This is a genomic window from Corynebacterium sp. A21, from assembly GCF_052266655.1.
GTDB lineage: Bacteria > Actinomycetota > Actinomycetes > Mycobacteriales > Mycobacteriaceae > Corynebacterium.
The window spans coordinates 112659-135700 of sequence record NZ_JBQPQY010000005.1; the positions used below are offsets into that span (position 1 = coordinate 112659).

Consider the following 23042-nt stretch of genomic DNA (forward strand, 5'->3'; position numbering starts at 1 on the left):
CCCCATGAGTAAAGACAGCATTCTGCTCGGTCTGATCGGCGATGGCATCGCCCAGTCCCGGACCCCCGCCATGCACGAGGCGGAGGGACTGGCCCACGGGGCCGCCACGGTCTACCGTCGGCTGGACACCGCCACCCCCACACTGCACAGCATGCCGCTGCCGCAGATCCTTGAGGCGGTGAAGAATCTCGGCTTCAACGGACTCAACATCACCCACCCGCACAAGCAGGCCGTGTTGCCATTGCTGGATGAGGTCTCGGAGCAGGCTCGGGCGCTGGGCGCGGTGAACACCGTGGTCATCTCTGCCGAAGGCACGCTCAGTGGCCACAACACCGATGTCACCGGCTATGCCAGGGGCTTCCGGGAGGGGCTTGCCGACGTCGCGAAGAACACCGTGGTGCAGGTCGGCGCGGGAGGCGCCGGTAATGCCGTGGCCTACGCGCTGGTGAGCAACGGCGTCAAGAAGCTCCTGGTCGCCGATCTGGACCTGGCCCGCGCCCAGGAGCTGGCGGCGTCGATCAACGCTGCGATCGGGCGGGAGGCGGTTGAGGGTGTGAGTGCCGAGGGCGTCGAACAGCTCATCGCGGAAGCTGATGGCGTGGTCAACGCCACCCCGATGGGTATGCTCGCGCACCCGGGTACCGCCTTCGATACCGCGTGCCTGACCCCGCGGCACTGGGTCAGCGATGTGGTCTACGTGCCCCTGGAGACCCAGCTGCTGGCGGCTGCCCGGGTGCTGGGCTGTGCCACCCTGGATGGCTCACGGATGGCGGTCTATCAGGCCGTGGATGCCTTTGAACATTTCACCGGTTGGGAAGCTGACCCGCAGCGGATGCGGGAGACCTTCCTCTCACTTGGCTGACCCCACTCCTTAAAGTCGACCATGGCGGGTAGGCTGTGCCTGATTTGTGTTCGTTGCCCTAAGTAACGGACTGGCATTCCCCGCGGTCGGGGAGTGCGTCTAAGATCGAGACAGTGAGATCGCGGCCCTGTTCTGCAGGGATCGCGGTCAGCTTGAAACACTGATCCACGTACGCTCCTAATAGAGGAATAGAGACTCATCTCCATGGTTGCCCCCGCAGACTCCACGCTCCACACGATGTTGATCCCGGTCCGCTGGTCTGATTTCGACCGCTACGGTCACATCATGAACGCCTGCTACATCGAGATCGCCCAGGAGGCACGACTGGCTTTCGCCGAAGATGAGTTCGTTGCCCGGGGGATGGATTTCGCGGTTTTCGTCCGCCACCTCGACGTCGACTACCTGCGTCCGGTGCTGCCTGATACCACCGATCTGACTGTGGAGACCCAGGTCGTGGAGCTCGGTAACACCAGCTTCACCACCCGACAGGAGATCAAGGACCGCCAGAACCGCGTGGCCTGCGTCGTCGAGTGCGTCCAGGTGGCCATCGACACCGACACCTCCCGCCCGCGCGCGCTCAACCATGCCGAGCGCAAGGTCCTGACCCAGACCGCCGATTCCGTCGAGCAGCTCGCGAATTGATTCAGGAAACTCTGGCGCTCCGCGAAGGCTCGCCCGGCCTGCAGGCACTGCTCGGCCGGGCCGTGGGGCTGGATGCCTCCGCCTCCGCGCGACTGCGGCAACGCGGCGAGCAGATCGAGGTCTTCGTCACCACGCCCTTCGAGGTGGTGGGCTCTCGTCGTGCCACCGGCACTGTCGGCCGTGACGGCGCGGTGGTGGGTGCCCATGAGCTCCTGCAGGCGTTGCAGAATGACTCCACCGAGATCGGCTTGCCCCGGGATCCCAACTGGCCAGGGGCACTCCCGCCGGTCAGTGGATTCGCCCTGGTGGATACCTTGCCGGTGACCGTGGTGCGGGAGTTGGCGGACCAGGGGCAGGCCCTGGCCCGGCAGTTCTCCGGCCCGCTGGGCCCGCCGGCCAATATGCTCAACCAGACGGTGCTCACTGTCTCCGGCAACGGCCTCGAAGCCGAGGTCTCGATGCGGATGATCTTCACCTGCACCGCATTGGGTCTGATCCCCGGTTTCGCCGCGCCCATCGAGATCCCGCGCCACCTGCGGGTCTCCGTCAGCGGCCGTTGGGTGCGTATCGACGCCCCCTACGGCTCCGTGTACCGCTCGACCGGGCTGTCGCTCTTCTAGGCGCCCCGGTTTTCTAGTACAGGCGAATCAGAGCAGCAGCCCGCCCGCCACTGCGGCACCCACCGCGACTGACCAGGGTGGCAGCTGCAACTTCGCCAGCGCCAGCCAGCACACCGCGGCGATCGACAGGCTGGGAAGTCCGTTGATCCCGTGGGTGAACACCGGATCATAGAAGGCGGCGGCGAGCAGGCCGACCACCGCGGCATTGACTCCCTGCAACGCCCGTCGCAGCCAAGGAATGCTGCGCCACCGGTGCCAGAAGTGCAGACCCGCGATGATCAGCAGTGCTGCCGGCAGGAAAATCGCCACGGTGGCCAGCAGTGCGCCGGGGATTCCGTTGAGCACCGCGCCGAGATAGGTGGCGAAGGTGAACATCGGGCCAGGCACCGCCTGTGCCAGGGAGTAGCCGGCCAGGAACTCACCCTGGTCGAGCCAGCCCGGCGCCACCGTCAGCTGTTCCAGCAGCGGCAGCACCACGTGGCCGCCACCGAAGACCAGGGCACCTGCCTGCACGAAAGCGGCGGCCTGGGCCAACCAGCCGGAGGTGCCGCCGGAGCCGATGAACAGTGCGCCGGCCAGGAGCAGGACAAAAAGTCCGAGGCAGATCGCGGCAGCTCGGGAGCTGACCGCGCGGAGCCCCTCGGAGCTGTCCGCCGTGGCCAGGTCCCCGGACCGGATCAGCAGCGCTCCGACGAGACCGGCGAGCAGGATCACCGCCAGGTGCGTCCAGGGGGTGGCTACCGCGAGCACCAGCAGCGCGCTGACCACCGCGATGGTGGCGGTGATCTTTCCCGCGGCCATCGTCTTGGCCATCCCGGCGACCGCGTGGAAAACCACGGCCACCGCCGCAGCAAGCAGACCCTGGATCCAGCCCTGGCCGGCGGCGATGCCCGCGGCGTCGATAAGCAGGGCTGCCAGCATCAGCAGGACCGCTGAGGGGAGGGTGAACATCAGCCAGGCCACCGCCATTCCGGCGTATCCGGCGCGGTGATAACCCAGGGCCATGCCCACCTGTGAAGAGGAGGGGCCGGGCAGGAAATGACTGAGCGCGATGAGCTCGGCATAGCTGCTTTCGCTCAACCAGCGGCGCCGCTGGACGAACTCCTCCCGGAAATACCCCAGATGGGCGGTCGGCCCACCGAAGGAGGTAAGACCGAGCAGGCCGAAGGAACGAAAAACCTCACGGAGGTGGACTCTATTCACCACGGTGATCCTAGTGGGTGGATATCGGACATGCCGGACGAGCGAGACTACGTTGGGGCACATGAAACACATCGCAGAGGTCGACGGAGTGGAATACGAGTTCGAGTGGCCCGCTGAGCTGACCCTGCTCGATGCGATGCTCGCCGCGGGCATCCCGGCGTACTACTCGTGCATGGAGGGTCACTGTGGCACCTCCCAGCTCACCCTGGCCGGTGGGCCCTCCCACATGCTGGCGAATGAGGTCCTCGGAAAGTATGAGATCGAGCGGGAGGGACAGGTGTTGGCGTGTCAGGCGATCCGGGATGGCGAGGGCCCCTACCGGGCCGCATATGAATGAGCAGGGCCCCGGGATGTGAAAGGATCAGTGTTAAGGAAATCACAGCGTGCCGTCAAAGGAGTCCCCATGCACATCGGAATACCCCGCGAGCTCATGAACAATGAAGGGCGGGTGGCGCTGAGCCCTGATGGTGCCCGCACCCTGGTCGGGGCTGGCCACCGGGTACTCGTCGAAGCCGGAGCAGGGGAGGCCTCCGCCATGCCGGATGCGGAGTACCTCGAAGCCGGTGCTGAGCTCGTGGAGACCGCCGAGCAGGTCTGGCGGGATTCGGAACTGGTGCTCAAGGTCAAGGAACCGCTGGAGAGCGAGTTCGGTTACCTGCGCGAGGATCTCATGCTCTTCACCTACCTCCACCTGGCGGCCTCCCTGCCGGTGACCCGGGCGCTGCTGGATTCCGGCATCACCGCCATCGCCTATGAGACGGTCACCGACGCCACCGGCGGCCTGCCGCTGCTGACCCCGATGAGCCAGACCGCCGGTCGGCTCGCGGTGATGGAGGGCGCGCACCACCTGCTCAGCCCGATGGGTGGACGCGGTGTACTACTTCCCGGGGTGCCCGGCACTCAGGCGGGTCGGGTGGTGGTGCTCGGCGGCGGCCAAGTCGGTGCCTCCGCGGTGGCGATGGCGGTGGGGCTGCGCGCCGAGGTCACGGTGATGGATCTGAACCCGAAGGTGCTGGGGCACTTCGATGATCTCTATCAGGGGCGGGTGCGCACCCTGGTGTCCACCCCACAGACCGTGGAGGACGCCCTGGTGGAGGCCGACCTGGTGATCGGTGCGGTCCTGGTCGCCGGTGCCAAGGCTCCGGTGCTGGTACCGGATACCCTGGTGGCGAAGATGAAGCCCGGTGCGGTACTGGTGGATGTCGCGATCGACCAGGGCGGCTGTTTTGAATCCTCCCACCCGACCTCGCATGAGCGCCCGACCTTCAAGGTGGAGAACACGATCTTCTACTGCGTGCCCAATATGCCGGGTGCGGTGGCGAATACCTCCACCCGGGCGCTGACCACGGCAACCCTGCCCTTTATCCGTGCAGTCGCGGAGCTCGGGTTTGACGCGGCCGTCGAGAAGCTGCCGGGGCTGGGGGATGGGCTGATGACCCGCGGCGGTCAGCTCCGCAGCCAGGCCGTGGCAACGGCACATGGCCTGGCGCTGGCTCAGTAGTACTCGGACCGCCGCGAGTACTAGACCGGCCGGTTGATGAGCATGGCGGCGACGCGTTCCATGTGCTCCCAGATCGCTGCGCGATAAGCCGGGGGAATGGTCTCCTCCTCGATCTGGTCAAGGGAGATCTTCATCATCTCCAGCCAGCGCTCCGCCTCGGGCCGCCCGATGGAATAGTCCACGTGGCGCATCCGCAGCCGCGGGTGGCCGCGATTCGCGGAGAAGGTCTGCGGGCCACCCCAGTACTGGGCGAGGAACCACTTCAGCCGTTGTTCGGCACCTTCCCAGTCCTGGTCCGGGTAGAGCGGGCCGATCAGGTCATCCTTTTTCACCTGCTCATAGAAACCGTGGACCATGCGGGAAAAGGTCTCATCGCCGCCGATGGCCTCAAAGAAACTCGGTTGGCCGGGCGCACCGGAAGAGGGGAGAGTCATGGCCGCCAGTCTATCCAGTGCGCCCGGCAGGGCTAAGTCGCTGTGCTCCAGTTCAGGCCGTGCGGCCGCAGGTCACGGGAGCGGCCGCTAGCTGTCATACTCCTCACGCCGGACATTGCCGATGCCGTGCGGATAGGGCGTGGTGATGTCATTGGCGCGCATGTCATTGAGCACCTTGGCCTGCAGATAGCGCTGCACCTCCCACTGTCGGCCCGGCAGCGTTTTCACCGAAACCCGGTAGGAGAGGTGGTCCGGCTGGAAATCGGTGACACCGTTCATCACCGGTTCCTCGAGCACACCCTCGCGGATGTGCTCGGCGGTGACCCCCTCATTCACCGAGCTGAGAATGACCTCCCAGGCCTTTTCGGAATCATTGGACAGCCCCACCGGGACCTGGAGGCGGGCGATGGAGAAGTCATCGCTGAGATTGCCCACCCGCAGGATCTCGCCGTTGCGGACGTACCAGACGGTGCCGTCGATATCGCGGATCGTGGTCAGCCGCAGGCTGATGTCCTCGACATCGCCGACGATGCCCTCGCCCAGGTCCACGGTGTCGCCGACCCCGTATTGATCCTCCAGGAGCATGAAGACACCGGCCAGGAAGTCCTTGACCAGCGACTGGGCGCCGAAACCGATGGCCAGGCCGATTACCCCGGCAGAGGCGAGGATGGGGCCGACATTGATGTCGATGGCCTGGAGTATCGAGAGCACCGCCCAGGCCCAGATCAGAATCGCGGCAGCGGATTTGCCGACCGCCGCCAGAGTTCTGATCCGCGCTTTACGACGATCTTCCTGGGCCCGGTTCATTGCCGCGATATGGGGCGGGATCTCCTCTGCTGGGGTCTTTCGGCCGCCAAGCCTCACCGGGAGCTTGGGCTTGCGGAGTTTGGTCTTCGCGTTCCGGTCGGCGAGCTTCTCGATGCCGCGGCGGGCCAGCCAGTGCAGGATCAGCGCGACGATGATCGTGAGAATGATCTCGACAGGTTTCTCCACGAGCCATTCCCTGGTCAGGGGTTGTTGCCACCAGTCGGTGGCGTTGTCCACGGATTGGGCAGCCACTCCGGCTGCGGTGTACAGGGTCGGAAGTTGCTCAGTCATCACTGCCGGAGTGTAGGGACAAGCTCTGGACTATGGCTGGCCGCTTTCTGTGAGCCAGCTGTTTTTCGGTGCTGTGCAGGGGTAAGTCCGGTAGCGGCAGGAGGCCCGGGGGTGAATATAACTCGGGCGCAGAGGTGGGGAATATATACCGCTTGGTCTAGAGTGGCTGATGGTATGACCCTGAGCAGGGTCGAGTTTTGATTGTTGAGGAGCAGCAGATTCATGAGCGCCGCAGGTAACCCGGGATTTTCCACCCAGAGCATTCACGCAGGTTATGAACCGGATTCCCTGTACGGATCTATCAACACCCCGATCTATGCCTCCACGACCTTTGCGCAGGACGGTCTGAATGAGCTGCGCGGTGGCTATGAGTACACCCGCGTGGGCAACCCCACCATCACCGCGTTGGAGCGTACCGTCGCTGCCCTGGAAGGGGCGGAGTTCGGCAAGGCCTTCTCCTCCGGTATGGCCGCCACCGATATCGTGCTGCGTGTGCTGCTCAAGCCGGGCGACCACCTGATCCTCGGCCATGATGCCTATGGCGGAACCTGGCGGCTGATCGACTCCGTCTTCAAGGCCTGGGGGGTGGACTACACCGTTGTCGACACCACCGACGCCAAGGCGGTCGAGGCGGCCATCACCGAGCAGACCAAGCTCATCTGGCTGGAGACCCCCTCCAACCCGGCTCTGGCGATCACCGATATCGCTGCGGTGGCCGCGATCAAGGGGACTGCCAGCCTCGTGGTGGACAACACCTTCGCCTCCCCTTACCTGCAGCGTCCGCTGAGCCTGGGGGCGGATGTCGTGCTGCACTCCACCACCAAGTATCTCGGCGGGCACTCCGATGTCGTCGGTGGTGTCGTGGTGACCAATGATGCCGCGGTTGATGAGCAACTGCTCTTCATGCAGGGCGGCGTCGGGCCGATCCCCTCGGTCTTCGATGCCTACCTGACCGCCCGCGGCATCAAGACCCTGGCGGTGCGCATGGACCGACACTGCGATAACGCCGAGAAGATCGCCGCCTTCCTGGACTCCCGTGCGGAGATCTCCCAGGTGCTCTACCCGGGTCTGGCCTCCCACCCCGGCCATGAGGTGGCCAAGAAGCAGATGGACCGCTTCGGTGCCATGATCTCGGTCCGCTTCGCCGGTGGCGAGGACGCCGCCCGTAAGTTCTGCACCTCCACCAAGTTGATCTGCCTGGCGGAGTCTCTCGGCGGTGTTGAATCCCTGGTGGAGCACCCAGCCACCATGACCCACCAGTCCGCCGCCGGCTCCCAGCTGGAGGTCCCGCGCGATCTGGTGCGCATCTCCATCGGCATCGAGGATGTCGCGGATCTGCTGGCTGACGTGGAGAACGCACTCGACCAGATCTGAGCCTAGGCTCGGGCCCATGGCTGATTCCCTCATTGGTTCAAAGCGCAAGATCGCCGTGGTCACCGGAGCAACCGGTGGCATGGGCGAGAAGATCGTCAGAGAGCTGGCCCGGGACCATGAGGTCCTGGCGCTGGGCCGCAATGCCGAGGCGCTGGCGGGGCTGGAGCGGATCGCCCAGGTCACCGCGGTGCCCGCGGATCTCACCCTGCTTCTCGACGACGCCGCTGCCGCAGATTCCGCGCCGCTTCAGGCGCTCTTCGCCCTGGACAAGGTAGACCTGCTGATCCATGCCGCCGGGGTCATGGAGAAGAAGACCGTCGAAGAAGCTACCGCCGCTGACTGGCGCCTGCAATTTACGGTCAACGCCACCTTGCCGGCCATGTTCAGCGCGCGGCTGCTACCCGCGCTGCGCCGTGCCCGGGGGCAGATCATCTTCATCAACTCCATCTGCGAGCAGGGCGCCCACCCCGGCCACGCCGTCTATACAGCCAGCAAGCACGCACTACGGGGGATCGCAGATGCGCTGCGTGATGAGGTTTCCCCGGATGATGTCCGGGTAGCCACCATCGCCCCCTCCGGCACGGATACCGCCATGATGCGCAAAGCGGTCGAGCAAGCGGGTGAATCGGACTACCACCCGGAGTACTATTCCGATCCGGTGGAGATCGCGCGCGCCGTCCGGCTGATCGCGGACACCGGGGAGAGCACCCAGTTCACTCACCTGGATATCCGCCCGCGACGCCCCTGAAGCCCCTGACAGCGGCCGCGGCCGTGGCTAGAATCGCGGGTATGAACCATTCTGAGGCTCAACCCGAAGACCGTGGACGCATCGCCGTAGTAACCGGGGCCACCGGTGGTATGGGGCGCGAAATCGTCGCCGATCTGGCCCGTGACCACACCGTCTACGCGCTGGGACGCAACCGTGCGGCACTGGCGGAACTGGCGGAGCTCGACAATGTCGAGGCCATCGAATGCGACCTGGTCAATGGACTGCTCCACGGCGGTCCCCATGATTCCTACCGCAAGATCCGAGATCTGGCACAGGTGGATGTGCTGGTCCACGCCGCCGCCATCGCACACCGCCACACGGTGGAATCAGCGCAGCCCCTGGATTGGCGGGGGCAGTTCGAGATCAATGTCTTCGCTCCCGCAGAGCTGACCCGCGAGCTGATGCCGGCCCTGCAGCGGGCCGAGGGACTGACGGTGTTCATCAACTCCGGGGCCGGTCAGGGCGCGCACCCGGGCAATGTGGTCTATGCCGCCACCAAACACGCCCTCTATGCACTGGCGGATGGACTCCGCAAGGAGCAAGCCACCAAGGGAGTGCGGGTGACCACCATCGCGCCGGGACCGACGGACACCCCCATGTTGCAGGGCCTCAACAATGAGGCCGGTGCGGGTTATGAGCCCGCGCACTATATCGAGCCGGTGGAGGTGGCCCGGGCGGTGCGACTCGCGGTGACTGCCGGGCCGAGTACCCAGATCACGGATCTGGCGGTACGGCCGCGCATTGAGCTGGCGGACCGGAAGTAACGCTGAGCGCTGGGCCGCAGACTCTCTGCCGGGAGCCGGATTATCGGCGGGCTCTCCGTACCGCTTTATTCCCACCGTGCTCCGGCAGGATGAGGCGTGGCAAAATGTGTGCAAGGTGCGGTGAAATAGACCAAAAACTGGACTTTCAGTCCACCGTGCACATATTTTGCCACCTCGGGCCACCACCGGGGACCCCACTTCGGGGCACCACTTCAGACCTCAGCCACCGCCAGCCTTTCCTAGACCACTCCGAAGGCGACAGCCAGCGCGTGCCGGGCGACCTTATCCGTTTCCTGCAGCAGCAGCGGGTTGGTTCCCGGCATCGGCGAGATGGTGGTGTCCGGCAGCTGCGCATAGGTGGGGATGCCGATCAGATGCAGTCGCTTGTCCGGTTGTTGGTCCGCTCTGACCAGCAAGCGGGTGTCCGGATCAACCTCGGGGGATCCGGTGGCGATTCGTTCCCGGTTGGTGGTGGTGTCATGGAAGGGGCGGGTCCGGCCAGCTTGGCGGAGGCTTTTCGCCAGCGGGTCCGCCGAGCGGCGGATATCGGGTTGATGCATCCAGGCGTCGACCAGGGTGTGGGCGAAGACGAGGGTCTCATCTGTGTTGGGGGATTTCATCACGAATTCGCCAGCGACGCCGTCGACCCGGAGTTTCGGTTCAGCACCGAGGAAGCTGACCAGTCCGGCATCCACCAGAGCCAGTAGCTGTCGGGTTCGGAACAGCGGCGGGCCAGATCCGGCCATCTGACCGATCGACATCAGGGCGGCGAAGCGGTTGCGTCGGGATTCAAAGGTGTAGCGACCTTCCGCCCCCAGAATCTGGGAGGGCTTGCGGGAGGCGCTGACGGACCACAGTCCGGCCTTGAGCGGGGAGTCCACTCCGGCCGCGGCATCTGCGATATCGCCGACCAAGCGCTGGGCGAGGTATTCGGTGAATTCGCTGCGGGGGGCCACCTTGCCAGCCAGGGCATGTTCCCAGGAGAAGAGGTCGAAACGGTTAGCCGGGTCCGGGATGAATCGGGCAGCGGCCGCGTTGACCTGCTCGGGTGTCGCCCGGTCGAGCGCATCGATCAGGTCCCGGACCGGGGCATTCAGGGCATGAGGTTTCACGTGGTGCAAGGTGCGGTAGTAGGCCTCATAGGAGTCCCGGACAATGGCCGGCCACACCTGTTGATCAAAGTCGATGCTGGCGGGGCCGAGCATGCCGGTCGGAAGGGAGGAAATCACCTTCTTCAGGCGCCGCAGTTCCGGCTTCGGCGGGAGACCACCGTAGGCGGACTTCGGCAGGTAGGGGTAGCCACGGTAGGAGGACACCACCAGGTGCGGTTCCCGCCCGGAGGCTTCATAGCGCAGACCAGAACGCGTGCCAGCATCCTCAATGAAGCGACCACCCCGGTCGAAGGTCAGCAGCGCCATGAGGTCGAAAAAGCCCATGCCCAGGCCACGGACCAGGACGGTCCCTTCCTCGGGGATCTGGTCCACGGACTGCTCCACCGGGTTCCCCGGGCGGATCCAGGTCAACTCCGGGTGCTTATCGACGGCCGCAGCCAGTTCCCGCTCCTCATTATTGGGGCCGGGGGTCAGCCAGCCCACGGCCAGCACCGTCGCATCGGCGGAGATCTCCGAGGCGTCGTCAAGCGTGAGGACATCGCGGTTGCCTGCTTCCTGGATGCCCACCACCCTGGTGTGGTGTTCAATGACGGTGACCTCGGCGGGCAACCGCCGGAGCGCCACCTCAAAACACCAGTGCAGATAGGCGCCGTAGAAGGCGCGGCTGGGGTGTGATTCCGGGCGGGATTCTGCGATCTCCGCAGCGAAGTCCACCGTGATCTGCGGGTTTGGCGGGTAGTTGTCAAAGGTGGTCAGCTTGGCCTCGGCGATGCCTTCGCGCTCCCCCCGGAGCAGACGGATCCATTCATATTGGATCGGCCCCTCGAACACCGGGGCCGCGACCGTGGATTCTGGTTCAGTGAAGAGGGTGACCGCACCGGCGAGGGTGTTCATGCACAGGGTGCGGGTCTGGGAGGGGTCCCAGATCCGGCCGGCGCCGATTTCGGAGTCATCGATCAGATGAAGAGTGAGTGGTGCGCGGGGGTGGGCGCGTAGTTCAGCGGCGATCCGTTCGACCACGGAAATACCGCGAGGCCCCATGCCGATGATGGCGAGGGCGGGGGAGTGCTGGTTTTGACCTGACATGCCAATAAACAATACCTTGCAGGTGAGATAGACTAAGCAGTCTGCTTCAAGTTAACCACGCGGTTTGAACTGTGTTAGTTTCAAACAATACTTTTAGCTGTTGATTATTTTCCTTAAAATCAGAGGAGTTGCCGTTTTGTTTGGAGCCAAAGCAAGGGCGGGGCGGGGCCGCATATTCGGCTTCACTGTTGCTCTGCTCACCAGTGCCTCCCTGATTGCGGGATGCGCCAGTACCACTGAAGAAGGCTCCGAGAACTCCCTGACGTATCTGGAGCCGATCTTCTTCGCCACCCTCTACCCACCGGCGGCGGGTTTCTACCCGAACGGCGGCGTGATCAACAACATCACTGACCGTCTGCTCTATCAGGATCCGGACACCCTGGAACTACAGCCGTGGATTGCCACGGAGCTGCCGGAGATCAACGAGGACGCCACCGAGTACACCTTCGATATCCGCACCGATGTCACCTACTCCGACGGCACCGCGTTGACCCCGGAGAATGTCGTGGCCAATATCAACCTCTTCGCCAAGGGCGATCAAACACGACTGCTCACCTCCTCGGAGCAGCTCAGCAACTATGAGAGCGGTGAGGTGGTGGATGAAGATACCGTCCGCTTCCACTTCAGCGCGCCGGCACCGGGCTTCGCCCAGGCCACCAGTTCCTTCAACGCCGGGCTCCTCGCCGATGCCACCCTCGAGTTCACCAACGAGGAGTTCGCCCCGGGTAATGCCGTCAATGTGATCGGTTCCGGGCCCTTTGTCATCACCGATGAGAAGCTGGGTACCAACCTCACCCTGAGCGCCCGTGCAGACTATGACTGGGCACCGCCGAGCCATGAGCACCAGGGACGCACCCGGGTCGATGAGATCAACTTCGTGCTCGCCGGTGAGGAATCAGTCCGCGTCGGTAGCCTGGTCGCCGGGCAGGCGGACATCGCCCGCCAGGTGGAGGCTCCGGTGGAACGCCACCTGATCAACCAGGGGCTCAACGTGGTCTCGCATGGCACCAACGGCATGAACAACCAGCTGCTCTTCCGCTTCCAGCACCCGAAGCTGCAGGATATCCGGGTCCGCCAGGCCCTGATCCACGGGATCGACCGGGATGAGATCATGCGGGTGCTCTTCTCTGAGTCCTACCCGTTGGCCACCAGCGCCGTCGCCCATACCGCGCTGGGATATAAAGACCAGGGCGATGCCTATGACTATGATCCGGCACTCGCTGAGCAGCTGCTCGACGCCGCCGGTTGGACCCGGGGGACCGACGGTATCCGTGTCAAGGATGGCGAACGTCTCTCCCTGACCGTGAACGAGGCGGTACCGCAGCCCCGTTCCCGTGAAGTTGTCACCAAGGTCCAGGAGCATCTGCTCCGGATCGGGGTGGAGATCCACATCAACCCCGGTGATAACGCCAGCCAGAACGCTGACTCCTTGGACCCGGAGAAGATCCAGATCCGACACACCATGGTCGGACGTGCGGACCATGACGTGATCAAGTCGCTCTACTACTCCGATAACCGCAATGAGCTGTTGAACTACAACGCCACCACTGATTCGCTCGGGGACCCCGAGTTGGAGGCGATGCTGGAAGCGGTGGCCTCCGCACCGAAGCCGGCGGACCGGGACCGCATTGCCGGGGAGATTCAGGATTACCTCACCGAGCAGGCCTATATCCTGCCGCTGTTTGAGGAACCCCAGGTCTATGGGGTGCAGCCCTATGTCAAGGGTTTTGCACCCGAATCAATCGCCCGCCCCTCCTTCTACGGTGTGTGGATCGACCAGGAAGAAAGGGAACAACAGTGAATTCCTCGATGATCCTGCGCAGAATCGGCCAGGCCGTGGTGGTGCTCTTCATCACCTACACCCTGTCCTTCCTCATGCTTTCGGCATTGCCCTCCGATGCCGTGATCGCCCGCTACGCCGCACCCGACCTGGGGTTGTCCCTGGCCGAGATTGAGGCGATCCGTGCCGAGATCGGGGCGGATCAGCCCCTGATCCAGCAGTACTTCACCGCCCTGTTCGGGTTCCTCGCCGGCAACTTCGGCTTCTCGGTCCAGACCGGCACCGCCGTCTCGACCATGCTCGCCGAAGCCCTGCCCGGCACCCTGCTTCTGGCGGTCCTGGCGTTTGCTCTGGCCGTGGTCCTGGCCATGCTGATCGCCATTCTGGCCACGCTCGATTCCGCCGGATGGCTGCGCGGTTTCGTCCGTGGTCTGCCACCGGTGATGGTCTCTCTCCCACTGTTCTGGCTCGGCATCATCGCCATCCAGATCGTCTCCTTCCAGCTTGGTTGGGTACCGGTGATCGGGGCGAGTATCGGACAGGGACTGATCCTGCCGACCATCACCCTGGCCATTCCGATCGCCGCTCCGCTAGCCCAGGTGCTGATCCGCAGCATCGACGAGGTCAAGACACAGCCCTTCATCCAGGCGGTGCGTGCCCGCGGCGCCAGCGAGGCCTGGATCTTCTGGCGCAATGTACTGCGCAACGCCATGCTCCCGGCGCTGACCATGGCAGGCCTGCTCTTCGGTGAGCTGGTCGGTGGGGCAGTGGTCACCGAGGCGGTCTTCGGTCGCGCCGGGATCGGCGCGATGACGGTGGACGCGGTGGCTAACCGCGATACCCCGGTTCTCCTCGCGGTGGTGGTCATCTCCGCCACCGCCTATATCCTGATCAACCTCATCGTCGACCTGCTCTACCCGGTCCTCGATGCCCGTCTGCGCAGGAAGGCAACGGCATGAGCATTCAGCTTCCCAACCTGAAGGGCCGGGACCCCGAAACTCCCGGAGTTCCCGCAACCCCCGCGAAGAGCCGTGGCTTCCGCAATCCCTGGACCCGCCCCGGCGCGATCGTCTCGCTCATCATCCTGGTGCTCGCGCTGGCCGCAGCGCTGGTGCCGCGGTTGTTCACCGGGCTGGACCCGAACGTGGGAACCTATGGTGCGCTGCTGGAACCCAGCGCCCAGAACTGGTTCGGCACTGACTCGGTGGGTCGTGATCTCTATACCCGGGTGGTCTACGGCGCCCGGCAATCGCTCAGCGGCGCGGTGGTTGCCGTGCTGGTGGGGCTGGTTCTGGGCACCCTGATCGGTGTGGTCGCCGGTACCCAGCGTGGCTGGCTGGATGCCCTGCTGATGCGCCTGGTGGATGTGTTGTTGTCCATCCCCTCGTTGCTGCTGAGTCTCACGGTGATCATCTTGCTGGGCTTCGGCACCATGAATGCCGCCTTCGCGGTCGGTATCACCTCGGTGGCCACCTTCGCCCGATTGGCTCGTTCCCAGGTGCTTTCGGTGGCGGCCAGTGATTTCGTTGAGGCTGCCTATGGTTCCGGTGGTTCCCGGATCCAGGTGCTGCTGCGCCATGTGCTGCCCAACTCGCTGACCCCGGTGCTCGCCCTGGCCGCCCTGCAATTTGGTTCGGCCCTGTTGCAGCTGGCCACGCTCGGGTTCCTCGGTTATGGTGCGCCGCCGCCCACCCCGGAGTGGGGTCTGCTCATCGCTGACTCCCGCGATTACATCGCCACCTCCTGGTGGCTGACCATCCTGCCCGGTGTGGTCATCATCGCGGTCGTGCTCGCCGCTAACTACCTCAGCCAGATCATCCGGAAGGAGGGCTAGATGTCCACTACCTTGCATGCTTCCCCGCAGCCGACACCGCTGCTGAAGGTCACCGATCTTGCGGTGTCCTATGACACCGCGAGGGGCCCGGTGAACGCGGTCAACGGCGTCAGCCTTGAGGTCCATGCCGGCCAGATCACCGCGATCGTCGGTGAGTCCGGTTCCGGTAAGTCCACCACGGCTCAGGCGGTCATCGGGCTGCTTGCCCGCAATGCCGCGGTTGATGCCGGCCAGATTGAGTTGCAGGGCACCTCGCTGGTGGGGCTCAAGGAGAAGCAGTGGCGTGAGATCCGCGGCACCCGCATCGGTTTGATCCCGCAGGACCCGAATAACTCCCTCAATCCGGTCAAGACCATCGGTAACTCCGTGGGGGAGGGCCTGGCCATCCACCGTCGTGGCACTGCGGTGGATCGTCGGAAGCGGGTGATTGAGCTGCTGGATCAGGTGGGCATCGACAACCCGGAAAAGCGTTATGAGCAGTACCCGCATGAGCTTTCCGGTGGCATGAAACAGCGGGCGTTGATTGCCGCCGCGCTGGCGCTGGAACCTGACCTGATCATCGCCGATGAACCGACCTCGGCGCTGGATGTGACGGTGCAGAAGGTGATTCTGGATCTGCTCGATCAGATGCGGGCGGAATTGGACATCGGCATCCTGTTCATCACCCATGACCTGGCGGTGGCCGGTGACCGGGCGGACCATATCGTCGTCATGCAGCATGGCACCGTCCGGGAGTCCGGCTTCGCGCAGTCCGTGCTGACCAATCCGCAGCACGAGTACTCCCGGCAGTTGCTGGCGGATGCGCCCTCCCTGGCCACCGCCGTCAACTTCGAGCGGCCCGCGGTCGATGCCGAGGCCAGCCCACTGCTGCAGGTGCGGGAGGTGTCCCAGAAGTTCGGGGATTTCCTCGCCGTCGATGCGATCTCCTTTAGTGTGATCCCGGGGACCACTCACGCCATCGTCGGGGAGTCCGGTTCCGGCAAGACCACGTTGGGCCGTTCCATCGCGGCCTTCAATCAGCCCACCTCCGGATCGATTCTGCTGGGTGAGACCGATGTCGTGGGACTCGGGGTGAAGCAGCGCCGGGAGCTGCGGCGCCGGGTGCAGCTGGTGTATCAGAACCCCTATTCTTCGCTGAATCCGCGGCAGTCCATCGGTGCGACCATCGCGGAGCCGCTGCGTAACTTCAGCTCCAGCTCCCGGGCGGAGATCTCCCGGGAGGTCGGGCGTTATCTGGAGTTGGTGGCGTTATCGGCGGACATGGCGTCCCGACGCCCCGCTGAGCTTTCCGGCGGTCAGCGTCAACGCGTGGCCATCGCCCGTGCCCTGATCCTGGAACCGGAGCTGGTGGTACTCGATGAGGCGGTCTCCGCCCTCGATGTCACCGTCCAGGCGCAGATTCTGCGCCTGCTCGATGAACTCCAGCGTGAGCTCGGCCTGACCTATGTGTTCATCTCCCATGACTTGGCCGTGGTCCGCCAGATCTCGGACACCGTGTCGGTGCTGAGCCACGGCAAGCAGGTGGAGTTCGGGACCACCACTGAGGTCTTCGACAACCCCCGCTCGGAATTCACCCGAGAGCTCATCGACGCGATCCCGGGATCCCGGTACCGTGACGGTGGACTTAATCTCGGCCTCTAAACCACTACTACAAGGAGAATCATGGCGGACATCATCAATCTGCTCAGCGCACTGAACCCGGACAGCGAGCTGGCGACCACCCGGGCCCAGCGCCCCGATGCCCTGGCCAATGCCCAGCGCAGCTTCGAGGCACTGCTGGAGCCGGTTAACCCGGGGACCTTCTCCTTCGGCGAGCGCTATGCCATCGCCACCTATGTTGCTGGAGTGCATCAGGTGGGCAATGCGACCTCCTTCTACTCTGAGCTGATGCTTGACGACGCCCCCGCCACCTTGCGCGATGCGATCCTCGCCGCGGTGGAACGGGGGCTCTCCGCTGGCCCCTACGGCAGCTACCGCGAAGCCGGACTGGCAACGGAATCCGAGCCCGGCGGAGTCATCCACCATGATGTCGCCGCACTGGGGGATCGCCTGGCGGCGGCGCTGGATGTGGCTCACCTGATGATCTTTCACCCGCGTGACTCCCGCCCCGAGGTACTCGGTCGGCTCTCCGCCGCCGGGTGGAGCGCGGATGACACCGTCAGCCTCACCCAGTTGGTCAGTTTCCTCTGCTTCCAGCTCCGCGTGATCCACGGCCTGCAGACCATCAACGGCCACGGGCGGGTGGCTGACTCAGATCGGACTGAGGGAACCGCCGCTGACTGGGAACTCTCGGACCGCGGCTTCGAGGTCAGCACCTACCCGGAGCTGGTGGGCCCCTCGGAGTTCGTCGCCCACCCCCTGGGCTGGGTTCCCTGGGTACCGCCGGTGGCCAAGGCCGATCTGACGGCGGAGCAGCTGGACTCGCTGATCAAACCCGAACGCGCCGATATGCCCTATTTCCGGCTGTTGGCCCGGGACCCGCAGGCCCTGAAGGCCCGCACCCTGACCGATCTGGACATCTTCTACAACGTCGAGGGCGGCATCGGCCGGGCCGAGCGGGAACTGGCCGCTGCGGTGGCCTCGCGGCTCAACGGCTGCGTCTACTGCGCCTCGGTGCACGCCGGCCGGGCCAATGAGGAAGCTGGCCGCAATGCCGACATCGACCGGCTGCTGGCCGAAGGTGTGTCGGCTGATCTCGGTGATGAACTGTGGAATGCGGTCGCAGCTGCAGCCAGCGCCCTGACGTATTCCCCGATGCGCTTCGATGAGTCCCATGTGGAGCGCCTGCGCGCCCTGGATCTCGACGAGGCCTCGATCATCGATGTGATCAATGCCGCCGCCTTCTTCAACTGGGCCAACCGGCTGATGCTGGTGCTCGGGGAGCCTGAGCTGCCCAAGCGTTTCCGCTAGTTGTTTTCCCCGGTGGCCGGGGCACCGGCATATCAGGGACTGGATTTCTACCTGGCTTTACCTGGGGTTTGACGTTTAGGTCTCGAGGATCGACCAGATTGTTCCGTTGCGGAGATGATTGGCGTGATTCTCGAGACCTACCCTTCATTCCCCGGAGTAGCAGACTAGGGCTGGGGTTCCCTTGAGACAAGGTGGCCACGTATGACCTCACACCAATCTGACTCAAGCCTCGACAGGAGCGGATACCGCTCACTGCCGCGAACCTCTACGCCGGCACCGTCAACCGTGGACTTCACCTCAACGCAGCGAATGCCGTTGGCCAGGCAACGATCGACCATGAGCTTCAAGGCAGCGTGCGGGGTGGTATCCGTTGGAGACAAACAGAGATAGATTCATCACCAAGAGGTGCTTGAATATGGCGGCAGTACTGCCGGCCACCCTCTTCGTGATGCTGTTGCACGGCGAAGTCCTCGTTGGCTGAACGTTTATTAACGTGCAGTGCAACGCCGGCCGGGTGCCCGCTATTCTCATCAAGAATACGAGTTCGCAGCAGCACTCATTGACAGCAAGAGGAGCCTCAAGGTGGACATCATCAACCTGCTCGGCACGCCGGGCCCCGACAGCGATATTGCGGCGCTGCGGCGGCACCGTGCCGAGGCGATGAGACAGACTCAGCTGGCCTTCGAAGCACTCCTGGGATCTCTTCACCCGGGTACCTTCAGTTATGGCGAGCGCTACGCCATCGCCACCTATGTCGCCGGGGTGCATCAGGTGGACAACGCCACCGCCTTCTATGCCGAGCTGATGCTTGACGCCTCTCCCAGCACCCGGCGCGACATGATCCTCGCCGCCGTCGAGCATGGTCTTTCCGCTGGCCCCTACGGTGTCTACCAGGAACCCGGGTTAGCGGCAGAGGCGGATCCCGGCGGAGTGATAAGGCATGATGCCGCAGTGCTGGGGGAGCGGCTGGCGGCCGCCCTGGATGTGACGCACCTGCTGGTTTTCCATCCTCGCGACGCCCGCCCGGAGGTACTCGGGCACCTCTCCGCCGCCGGCTGGAACGCGGATGACGCGGTCACACTGGTACAGCTGGTGGGTTTCCTCTCCTATCAGCTGCGGGTGATCCATGGCCTGCAGGTACTGGGCGGTCAGCAGCACCCGGTGAGGGAGTCGGTCCGGGCGCCGGGTGAGTCAGCAGATTGGAACTTCAGCGATCAAGGCTTTGAGATCACCACCTACCCCGGGGTGATCGGGCCGGAGCACTATGTCTCCCACCTCCTCGGTTGGCGGCCCTGGGTCACTCCAGTGAAGAAGCGTGAGCTGGCGGCGGAGCAACTCGCGGCCTTGGGTCCGGAGCGCGCCGGGCTGCATTATTTCCGGGTGATGGCGAGGTCTCCGCAGGCGGTCGGGGCTTATATCCGGGCCCAGGATGACCTCTTCACCAACCCTGATGGCGGTATCAGCCGCGGTGAGCGCGAGTTGGCTGCCACGGTGGCCTCCCGGGTCAATGGCTGCGTCGTCTGTGTGTCCATGCACGCCGGCATCGCCATTGCGGAATCCGGCCGGTCCGCGGAGATGGCGCGTCTCCTGGCCGAAGGTGTCACTGCGGATCTGGGGGATGAGCGGTGGAATGCCATCACCGCTGCCGCGGCTGCCCTCACCCGCACCCCGATGCAGTTCGGCTCGGTTCAGGTGGCACGCTTACGCGGGGCTGGCCTGGATGAGGTCGCGATCTTGGATGTGATCAACTGCGCCGCCTACTTCAACTGGGCGAACCGGTTGATGCTCTCCTTGGGCGAGCCCCAGGCCTCCCGGGCCATCCGCTAGAATCATGGGTCGTGAATGACTTTCTGGGGCGTTTCGATGCGATGTCGGAACGTGCCACCGGCACGGTGATAGGGACCTACTCCACCAGCTTCTCGCTGGCGGTGCGGCTGCTGGATCGCCGAACCCGCACCGAGGTCCGTAATCTCTACGCCATGGTCCGCATCGCCGACGAGATCGTCGATGGTGCCGCAGCACAGGCCGGGTCGGACGTCGAGAAGCTTCTCGGGGAGTATGAGCAGGCCGTACTGGCCGCGCCTGGCCAGCGTTTCCACACCGACCCGGTGCTCCACGCCTATGCCGGCACCGCCCGCCGCTGCCGTTTCGAGGATGAGCACATCCGGGCCTTTTTCTGGTCCATGCGTCAGGACATCACCCCACGCTTTTATTCCAGTGCGGAACTCGAACGCTATATCTACGGCTCCGCGGAGGTTATCGGTCTGCTGTGCCTGCGGATCTTCCTCGAAGGGGAACCCGGCGACGCGGAACTCGAGCATGGGGCCAGATCCCTGGGGGCGGCCTTCCAGAAGGTCAACTTCCTGCGAGATATCAGGGTTGATGAACACAGCCTGGGGCGCAGCTACCTCGGGGAGGTGGACGAGGCGGCGAAGAAGGAACTGATTGCCGGGGTCCGGGCTGATCTGAGGGCTGCGTGGAAAGTCATCCCTCGACTGCCTCGCTCGGCGCGGCTCGGGGTGTCGGTGGCGGCGGAACTCTTCGGGGAACTGGTGGACCGCCTGGACGCTGCGTCGATCTCCCAGATCGAGGCCGGTCGGGTGAGGGTTTCTGATCTGCATAAAGCGCGCATTGTCGCGAGAATGGTGGTCCGGGGATGAAGGTTCTGGTTATCGGGGCGGGTTTCGCGGGGCTGGCCACCGCCGGCCTGCTGGCGAAGGCAGGCCATGAGGTACAGGTGGTGGAGGCCCTCGATGGTCCCGGCGGCCGCGCGGATTCGCTGGAGTTCGAGGGTTTTCGTTTCGATACCGGCCCCAGTTGGTACCTCATGCCCGATGCCTTCGACCACTTCTATCGGCAGATGGGCACCACCACCGCCGCTGAACTGGACCTGGTGGACCTCGACCCCGGCTACCGGGTGTACACCGGCGAGCGTGCGCCCCTTGATATTCCGGCCACCGCTTCGGCGACCATCGAACTCTTCGAGGGGATCGAACCCGGGGCCGGGGAAAAGCTCCGCGCTCATCTGCGCAGCGCCGGTGAGACCTACACCCTGGCTCTGGAACGTTTCCTCTACACCACCTTTGACACCCCGGCCCCTTTCCTGCATCCGAAGGTCATCGCTCGGGTGGGCGAACTGCTGCGGCTGTTGCTGGAACCCCTGGAACGCAAGGTCAACCGTGACTTTGAAGACCCGCAGATCCGTCAGACACTGAGCTATCCGGCGGTCTTTCTCTCCTCGGAGCCGAAGGCCATTCCCTCGCTCTATCACCTGATGAGCCACACCGATCTAGTACAGGGTGTGCGCTACCCGCAGGGTGGTTTCAACGCGGTGGTGTCCTCCCTTCACCGGCTGGCGGTCGAAGCCGGGGTGGTTTTCCACTTCAACACACCGGTGTCCGAGATCCTGGTGGAGGATGGCCGCGCCGTCGGCGTGCACACCCCCGGCAAGGTCTGGCGCGCCGATGCGGTGGTTAGCGGCGCTGACCTGCACCACACCGAAACCACGCTGCTGCCGCGCCGTTGGCGCAGCCGTCCGGAAAGAACGTGGCGACGCCGCGACCCCGGGCTGGGTGCCGTCCTGGTGCTGCTCGGTGTCCAGGGGGAGCTGCCGCAGCTGGCGCATCACACCTTGCTGCTCTCTGAAGACTGGGACCCCGACTTCGCGGCGGTCTATGGTCGTGGCTCAGCGCTGCGGGAGCATGGTGCCTCGCATTCGATCTATGTCTCCAAACCCTCAGCGAGCGACCCCGGGGTGGCACCCGAGGGGCAGGAAAATCTCTTCATCCTGGTGCCGGTGCCCGCCGACCCGGAGATCGGGCGGGGCACCGCCTACGGCACGGAGCAGGCCTCCGGGGTGGTGGCGGGCATCGCCGAGCAGGCGATTGCGCGACTGGCGGAGCAGGCCGGAATCCCGGACCTGAACGAGCGCATCCTGGTGCGGCGCACGCTGGGGCCCGGCGACTTCGCCGAGCGCTATCATGCCTGGTCTGGTGGGGCACTGGGCTTGGCTCACACGCTGCGCCAGTCCGCCTTCTTCCGGGGATCGAATACCTCCGCCAAGGTGAGCGGGCTGTACTACGCGGGCTCCACCACACTGCCCGGGGTCGGGGTCCCCATGTGCCTGATCTCCGCGGACAATGTCCGGCGCAGCCTCCTGCGGGACCAGAAACGGGGTATTCTCCGGAAGCTTTAGGCGAAGGAGGCCCGTTTCCGTCGGCGGCTGCCGGCTGCTGACATCGTGCTCCGTTAGGTCGCAGGGGTATGTGGTTCGTACCATCTGGGTGTGTCCTTCCAATCCTCCCGGAAACAACCCGTCTATGTCGCCATCGCCGATACCCTGCGTTCCCGCATCAGTGAGGATGAGCTGAAAGCCGGGGACAAGCTTCCCACTGAACGTGATCTGGTCGCGGAATTCGGGGTGGCACGGATGACCATCCGCCATGCCCTGGATCTGCTGCAGTTGGAAGGGCTGGTGGAGCGGCGGCGGGGCCGGACCGGCGGGACCTTCATCCGGGGAGTTCCCCCTCGGGTCGAGATGACCCGGATCGAGGGATTCATGCCGCAGCTGCGGGAGCGCCATCTCACGGTTGCCTCGGAGGTTCTGGCGGCTGAGCTTCGCCAGGCACCCGCCAAGGTGGCCCAGGCACTGGAGATCGGGGTCGGACAGCCGGTGTTCTATATCCAGCGGTTTCGTTCGGTGGACGCCACTCCCTTGCTGATCGAGCACTCCTATTTCCCGGCTGATCTGGTCCCCGGCATGTTGGAGTGTGATCTGGAAGGGTCCATGTATGAGTTACTGGGGACCCGGTGGGGGCTGGCGCCGGTGCGTAAATGGGAGACCGTCGAACCTGGGGTGGCCTCAGCCTGGGAACAGGAGCTGCTGCGGATCGCCCGGCAGTTGCCCCTGCTCCGCCTGACGCGGAAGGCGCAGGCGGCGACTGGCCGCTTCATCGAGTACTCCGAGGACGTGCTGCGTACCGACGTCGCGCGGATCGAGGTCTACACCGAGGAACGACCAGGCGGAGCCCGACCAGACCGTGGGATGGGCTAG

21 protein-coding genes are annotated in these 23042 nt (G+C 64.7%); 17 read left to right on the forward strand and 4 right to left on the reverse strand.

The features are described 5' to 3' along the window. Positions 1–4: 4 nt before the first annotated feature. The 3 genes from ACTU46_RS09960 to ACTU46_RS09970 all read left to right on the forward strand — a co-directional run bounded on the left by ACTU46_RS09960 (position 5) and on the right by ACTU46_RS09970 (position 2124). Positions 5–862: a shikimate dehydrogenase gene (locus ACTU46_RS09960; protein WP_443381442.1), complete on the forward strand. Its 858-nt coding sequence runs from the start codon at positions 5–7 to the stop codon at positions 860–862. Positions 863–1066: 204 nt separating this feature from the next. Then, entirely contained in the window at positions 1067–1504 is a 438-nt protein-coding gene (locus ACTU46_RS09965) for an acyl-CoA thioesterase (RefSeq protein ID WP_443381444.1), read from the forward strand. Next, entirely contained in the window at positions 1501–2124 is a 624-nt protein-coding gene (locus ACTU46_RS09970) for a hypothetical protein (RefSeq protein ID WP_443381446.1), read from the forward strand. Before ACTU46_RS09965 ends, ACTU46_RS09970 begins: the two co-directional genes overlap by 4 nt. A gap of 27 nt (positions 2125–2151) precedes the next feature. Here the strand turns inward: ACTU46_RS09970 and chrA are convergent, their stop codons facing one another. After that, entirely contained in the window at positions 2152–3327 is a 1176-nt protein-coding gene (gene chrA, locus ACTU46_RS09975) for a chromate efflux transporter (protein WP_443381448.1), read from the reverse strand. Positions 3328–3388: 61 nt separating this feature from the next. On the opposite strand from chrA, the gene ACTU46_RS09980 reads away from it, so the two are divergent. Both ACTU46_RS09980 and ald read left to right on the forward strand, forming a co-directional pair. Next, positions 3389–3664 carry a 2Fe-2S iron-sulfur cluster-binding protein gene (locus ACTU46_RS09980; protein ID WP_443381450.1) on the forward strand — a complete coding sequence of 92 codons (276 nt, stop codon included), beginning with the start codon at positions 3389–3391 and terminating at the stop codon, positions 3662–3664. A gap of 66 nt (positions 3665–3730) precedes the next feature. Then, a complete protein-coding gene (ald, locus tag ACTU46_RS09985; RefSeq protein WP_443381452.1) occupies positions 3731–4828 on the forward strand; it encodes an alanine dehydrogenase in 1098 nt (365 codons plus the stop codon). A gap of 20 nt (positions 4829–4848) precedes the next feature. On the opposite strand, the gene ACTU46_RS09990 is transcribed toward ald, so the two are convergent. Together ACTU46_RS09990 and ACTU46_RS09995 are read right to left on the reverse strand one after the other, a co-directional pair. Then, entirely contained in the window at positions 4849–5262 is a 414-nt protein-coding gene (locus ACTU46_RS09990; protein ID WP_443381453.1) for a globin, read from the reverse strand. Between the two features lie 87 nt (positions 5263–5349). Next, entirely contained in the window at positions 5350–6360 is a 1011-nt protein-coding gene (locus ACTU46_RS09995; RefSeq protein WP_443381455.1) for a mechanosensitive ion channel family protein, read from the reverse strand. Positions 6361–6582: 222 nt separating this feature from the next. Here ACTU46_RS09995 and ACTU46_RS10000 point away from each other — a divergent pair, with 222 nt between their 5' ends. Genes ACTU46_RS10000 through ACTU46_RS10010 form a run of 3 tightly spaced genes read left to right on the forward strand, consistent with a single transcriptional unit; the run spans position 6583 to position 9267 of the window. Beyond that, on the forward strand, positions 6583–7734 hold the full coding sequence (locus tag ACTU46_RS10000; protein WP_443381457.1) for a cystathionine gamma-synthase: 1152 nt from the start codon (positions 6583–6585) through the stop codon (positions 7732–7734). A 16-nt stretch (positions 7735–7750) separates the two neighbouring features. Continuing rightward, the gene (locus tag ACTU46_RS10005; protein ID WP_443381458.1) at positions 7751–8482 is read left to right on the forward strand and encodes an SDR family oxidoreductase; all 732 of its coding nucleotides are present in this window, start codon (positions 7751–7753) and stop codon (positions 8480–8482) included. A 41-nt stretch (positions 8483–8523) separates the two neighbouring features. Then, complete coding sequence (locus ACTU46_RS10010) at positions 8524–9267, forward strand: SDR family oxidoreductase (RefSeq protein WP_443381460.1); 744 nt, start codon at positions 8524–8526, stop codon at positions 9265–9267. Positions 9268–9506: 239 nt separating this feature from the next. On the opposite strand, the gene ACTU46_RS10015 is transcribed toward ACTU46_RS10010, so the two are convergent. Beyond that, positions 9507–11465 carry an FAD/NAD(P)-binding protein gene (locus ACTU46_RS10015; RefSeq protein ID WP_443381462.1) on the reverse strand — a complete coding sequence of 653 codons (1959 nt, stop codon included), beginning with the start codon at positions 11463–11465 and terminating at the stop codon, positions 9507–9509. A 193-nt stretch (positions 11466–11658) separates the two neighbouring features. Between ACTU46_RS10015 and ACTU46_RS10020 the strand changes: the two genes are divergently transcribed. The 9 genes from ACTU46_RS10020 to ACTU46_RS10060 all read left to right on the forward strand — a co-directional run bounded on the left by ACTU46_RS10020 (position 11659) and on the right by ACTU46_RS10060 (position 23042). Continuing rightward, positions 11659–13266, forward strand: coding sequence for a TIGR04028 family ABC transporter substrate-binding protein (locus ACTU46_RS10020; protein WP_443381531.1), 1608 nt, complete (start codon positions 11659–11661; stop codon positions 13264–13266). Further along, positions 13263–14204 (forward strand): ABC transporter permease, encoded by a 942-nt coding sequence (locus tag ACTU46_RS10025; protein WP_443381464.1) that lies wholly within the window; start codon positions 13263–13265, stop codon positions 14202–14204. Before ACTU46_RS10020 ends, ACTU46_RS10025 begins: the two co-directional genes overlap by 4 nt. Then, positions 14201–15079 (forward strand): ABC transporter permease, encoded by an 879-nt coding sequence (locus ACTU46_RS10030; RefSeq protein WP_443381465.1) that lies wholly within the window; start codon positions 14201–14203, stop codon positions 15077–15079. Before ACTU46_RS10025 ends, ACTU46_RS10030 begins: the two co-directional genes overlap by 4 nt. Beyond that, positions 15080–16720 (forward strand): dipeptide ABC transporter ATP-binding protein, encoded by a 1641-nt coding sequence (locus ACTU46_RS10035; RefSeq protein WP_443381467.1) that lies wholly within the window; start codon positions 15080–15082, stop codon positions 16718–16720. 21 nt (positions 16721–16741) lie between these two features. Next, positions 16742–17989, forward strand: a complete 1248-nt coding sequence (locus tag ACTU46_RS10040) for an alkylhydroperoxidase domain protein (RefSeq protein ID WP_443381469.1) — start codon at positions 16742–16744, stop codon at positions 17987–17989. 582 nt (positions 17990–18571) lie between these two features. Then, on the forward strand, positions 18572–19816 hold the full coding sequence (locus ACTU46_RS10045; protein ID WP_443381471.1) for a CMD domain protein: 1245 nt from the start codon (positions 18572–18574) through the stop codon (positions 19814–19816). A gap of 41 nt (positions 19817–19857) precedes the next feature. Beyond that, entirely contained in the window at positions 19858–20649 is a 792-nt protein-coding gene (locus ACTU46_RS10050; protein ID WP_443381533.1) for a phytoene/squalene synthase family protein, read from the forward strand. Then, on the forward strand, positions 20646–22184 hold the full coding sequence (gene crtI, locus ACTU46_RS10055; protein WP_443381473.1) for a phytoene desaturase family protein: 1539 nt from the start codon (positions 20646–20648) through the stop codon (positions 22182–22184). Before ACTU46_RS10050 ends, crtI begins: the two co-directional genes overlap by 4 nt. A 90-nt stretch (positions 22185–22274) precedes the next feature. After that, the gene (locus ACTU46_RS10060; RefSeq protein WP_443381474.1) at positions 22275–23042 is read left to right on the forward strand and encodes a GntR family transcriptional regulator; all 768 of its coding nucleotides are present in this window, start codon (positions 22275–22277) and stop codon (positions 23040–23042) included.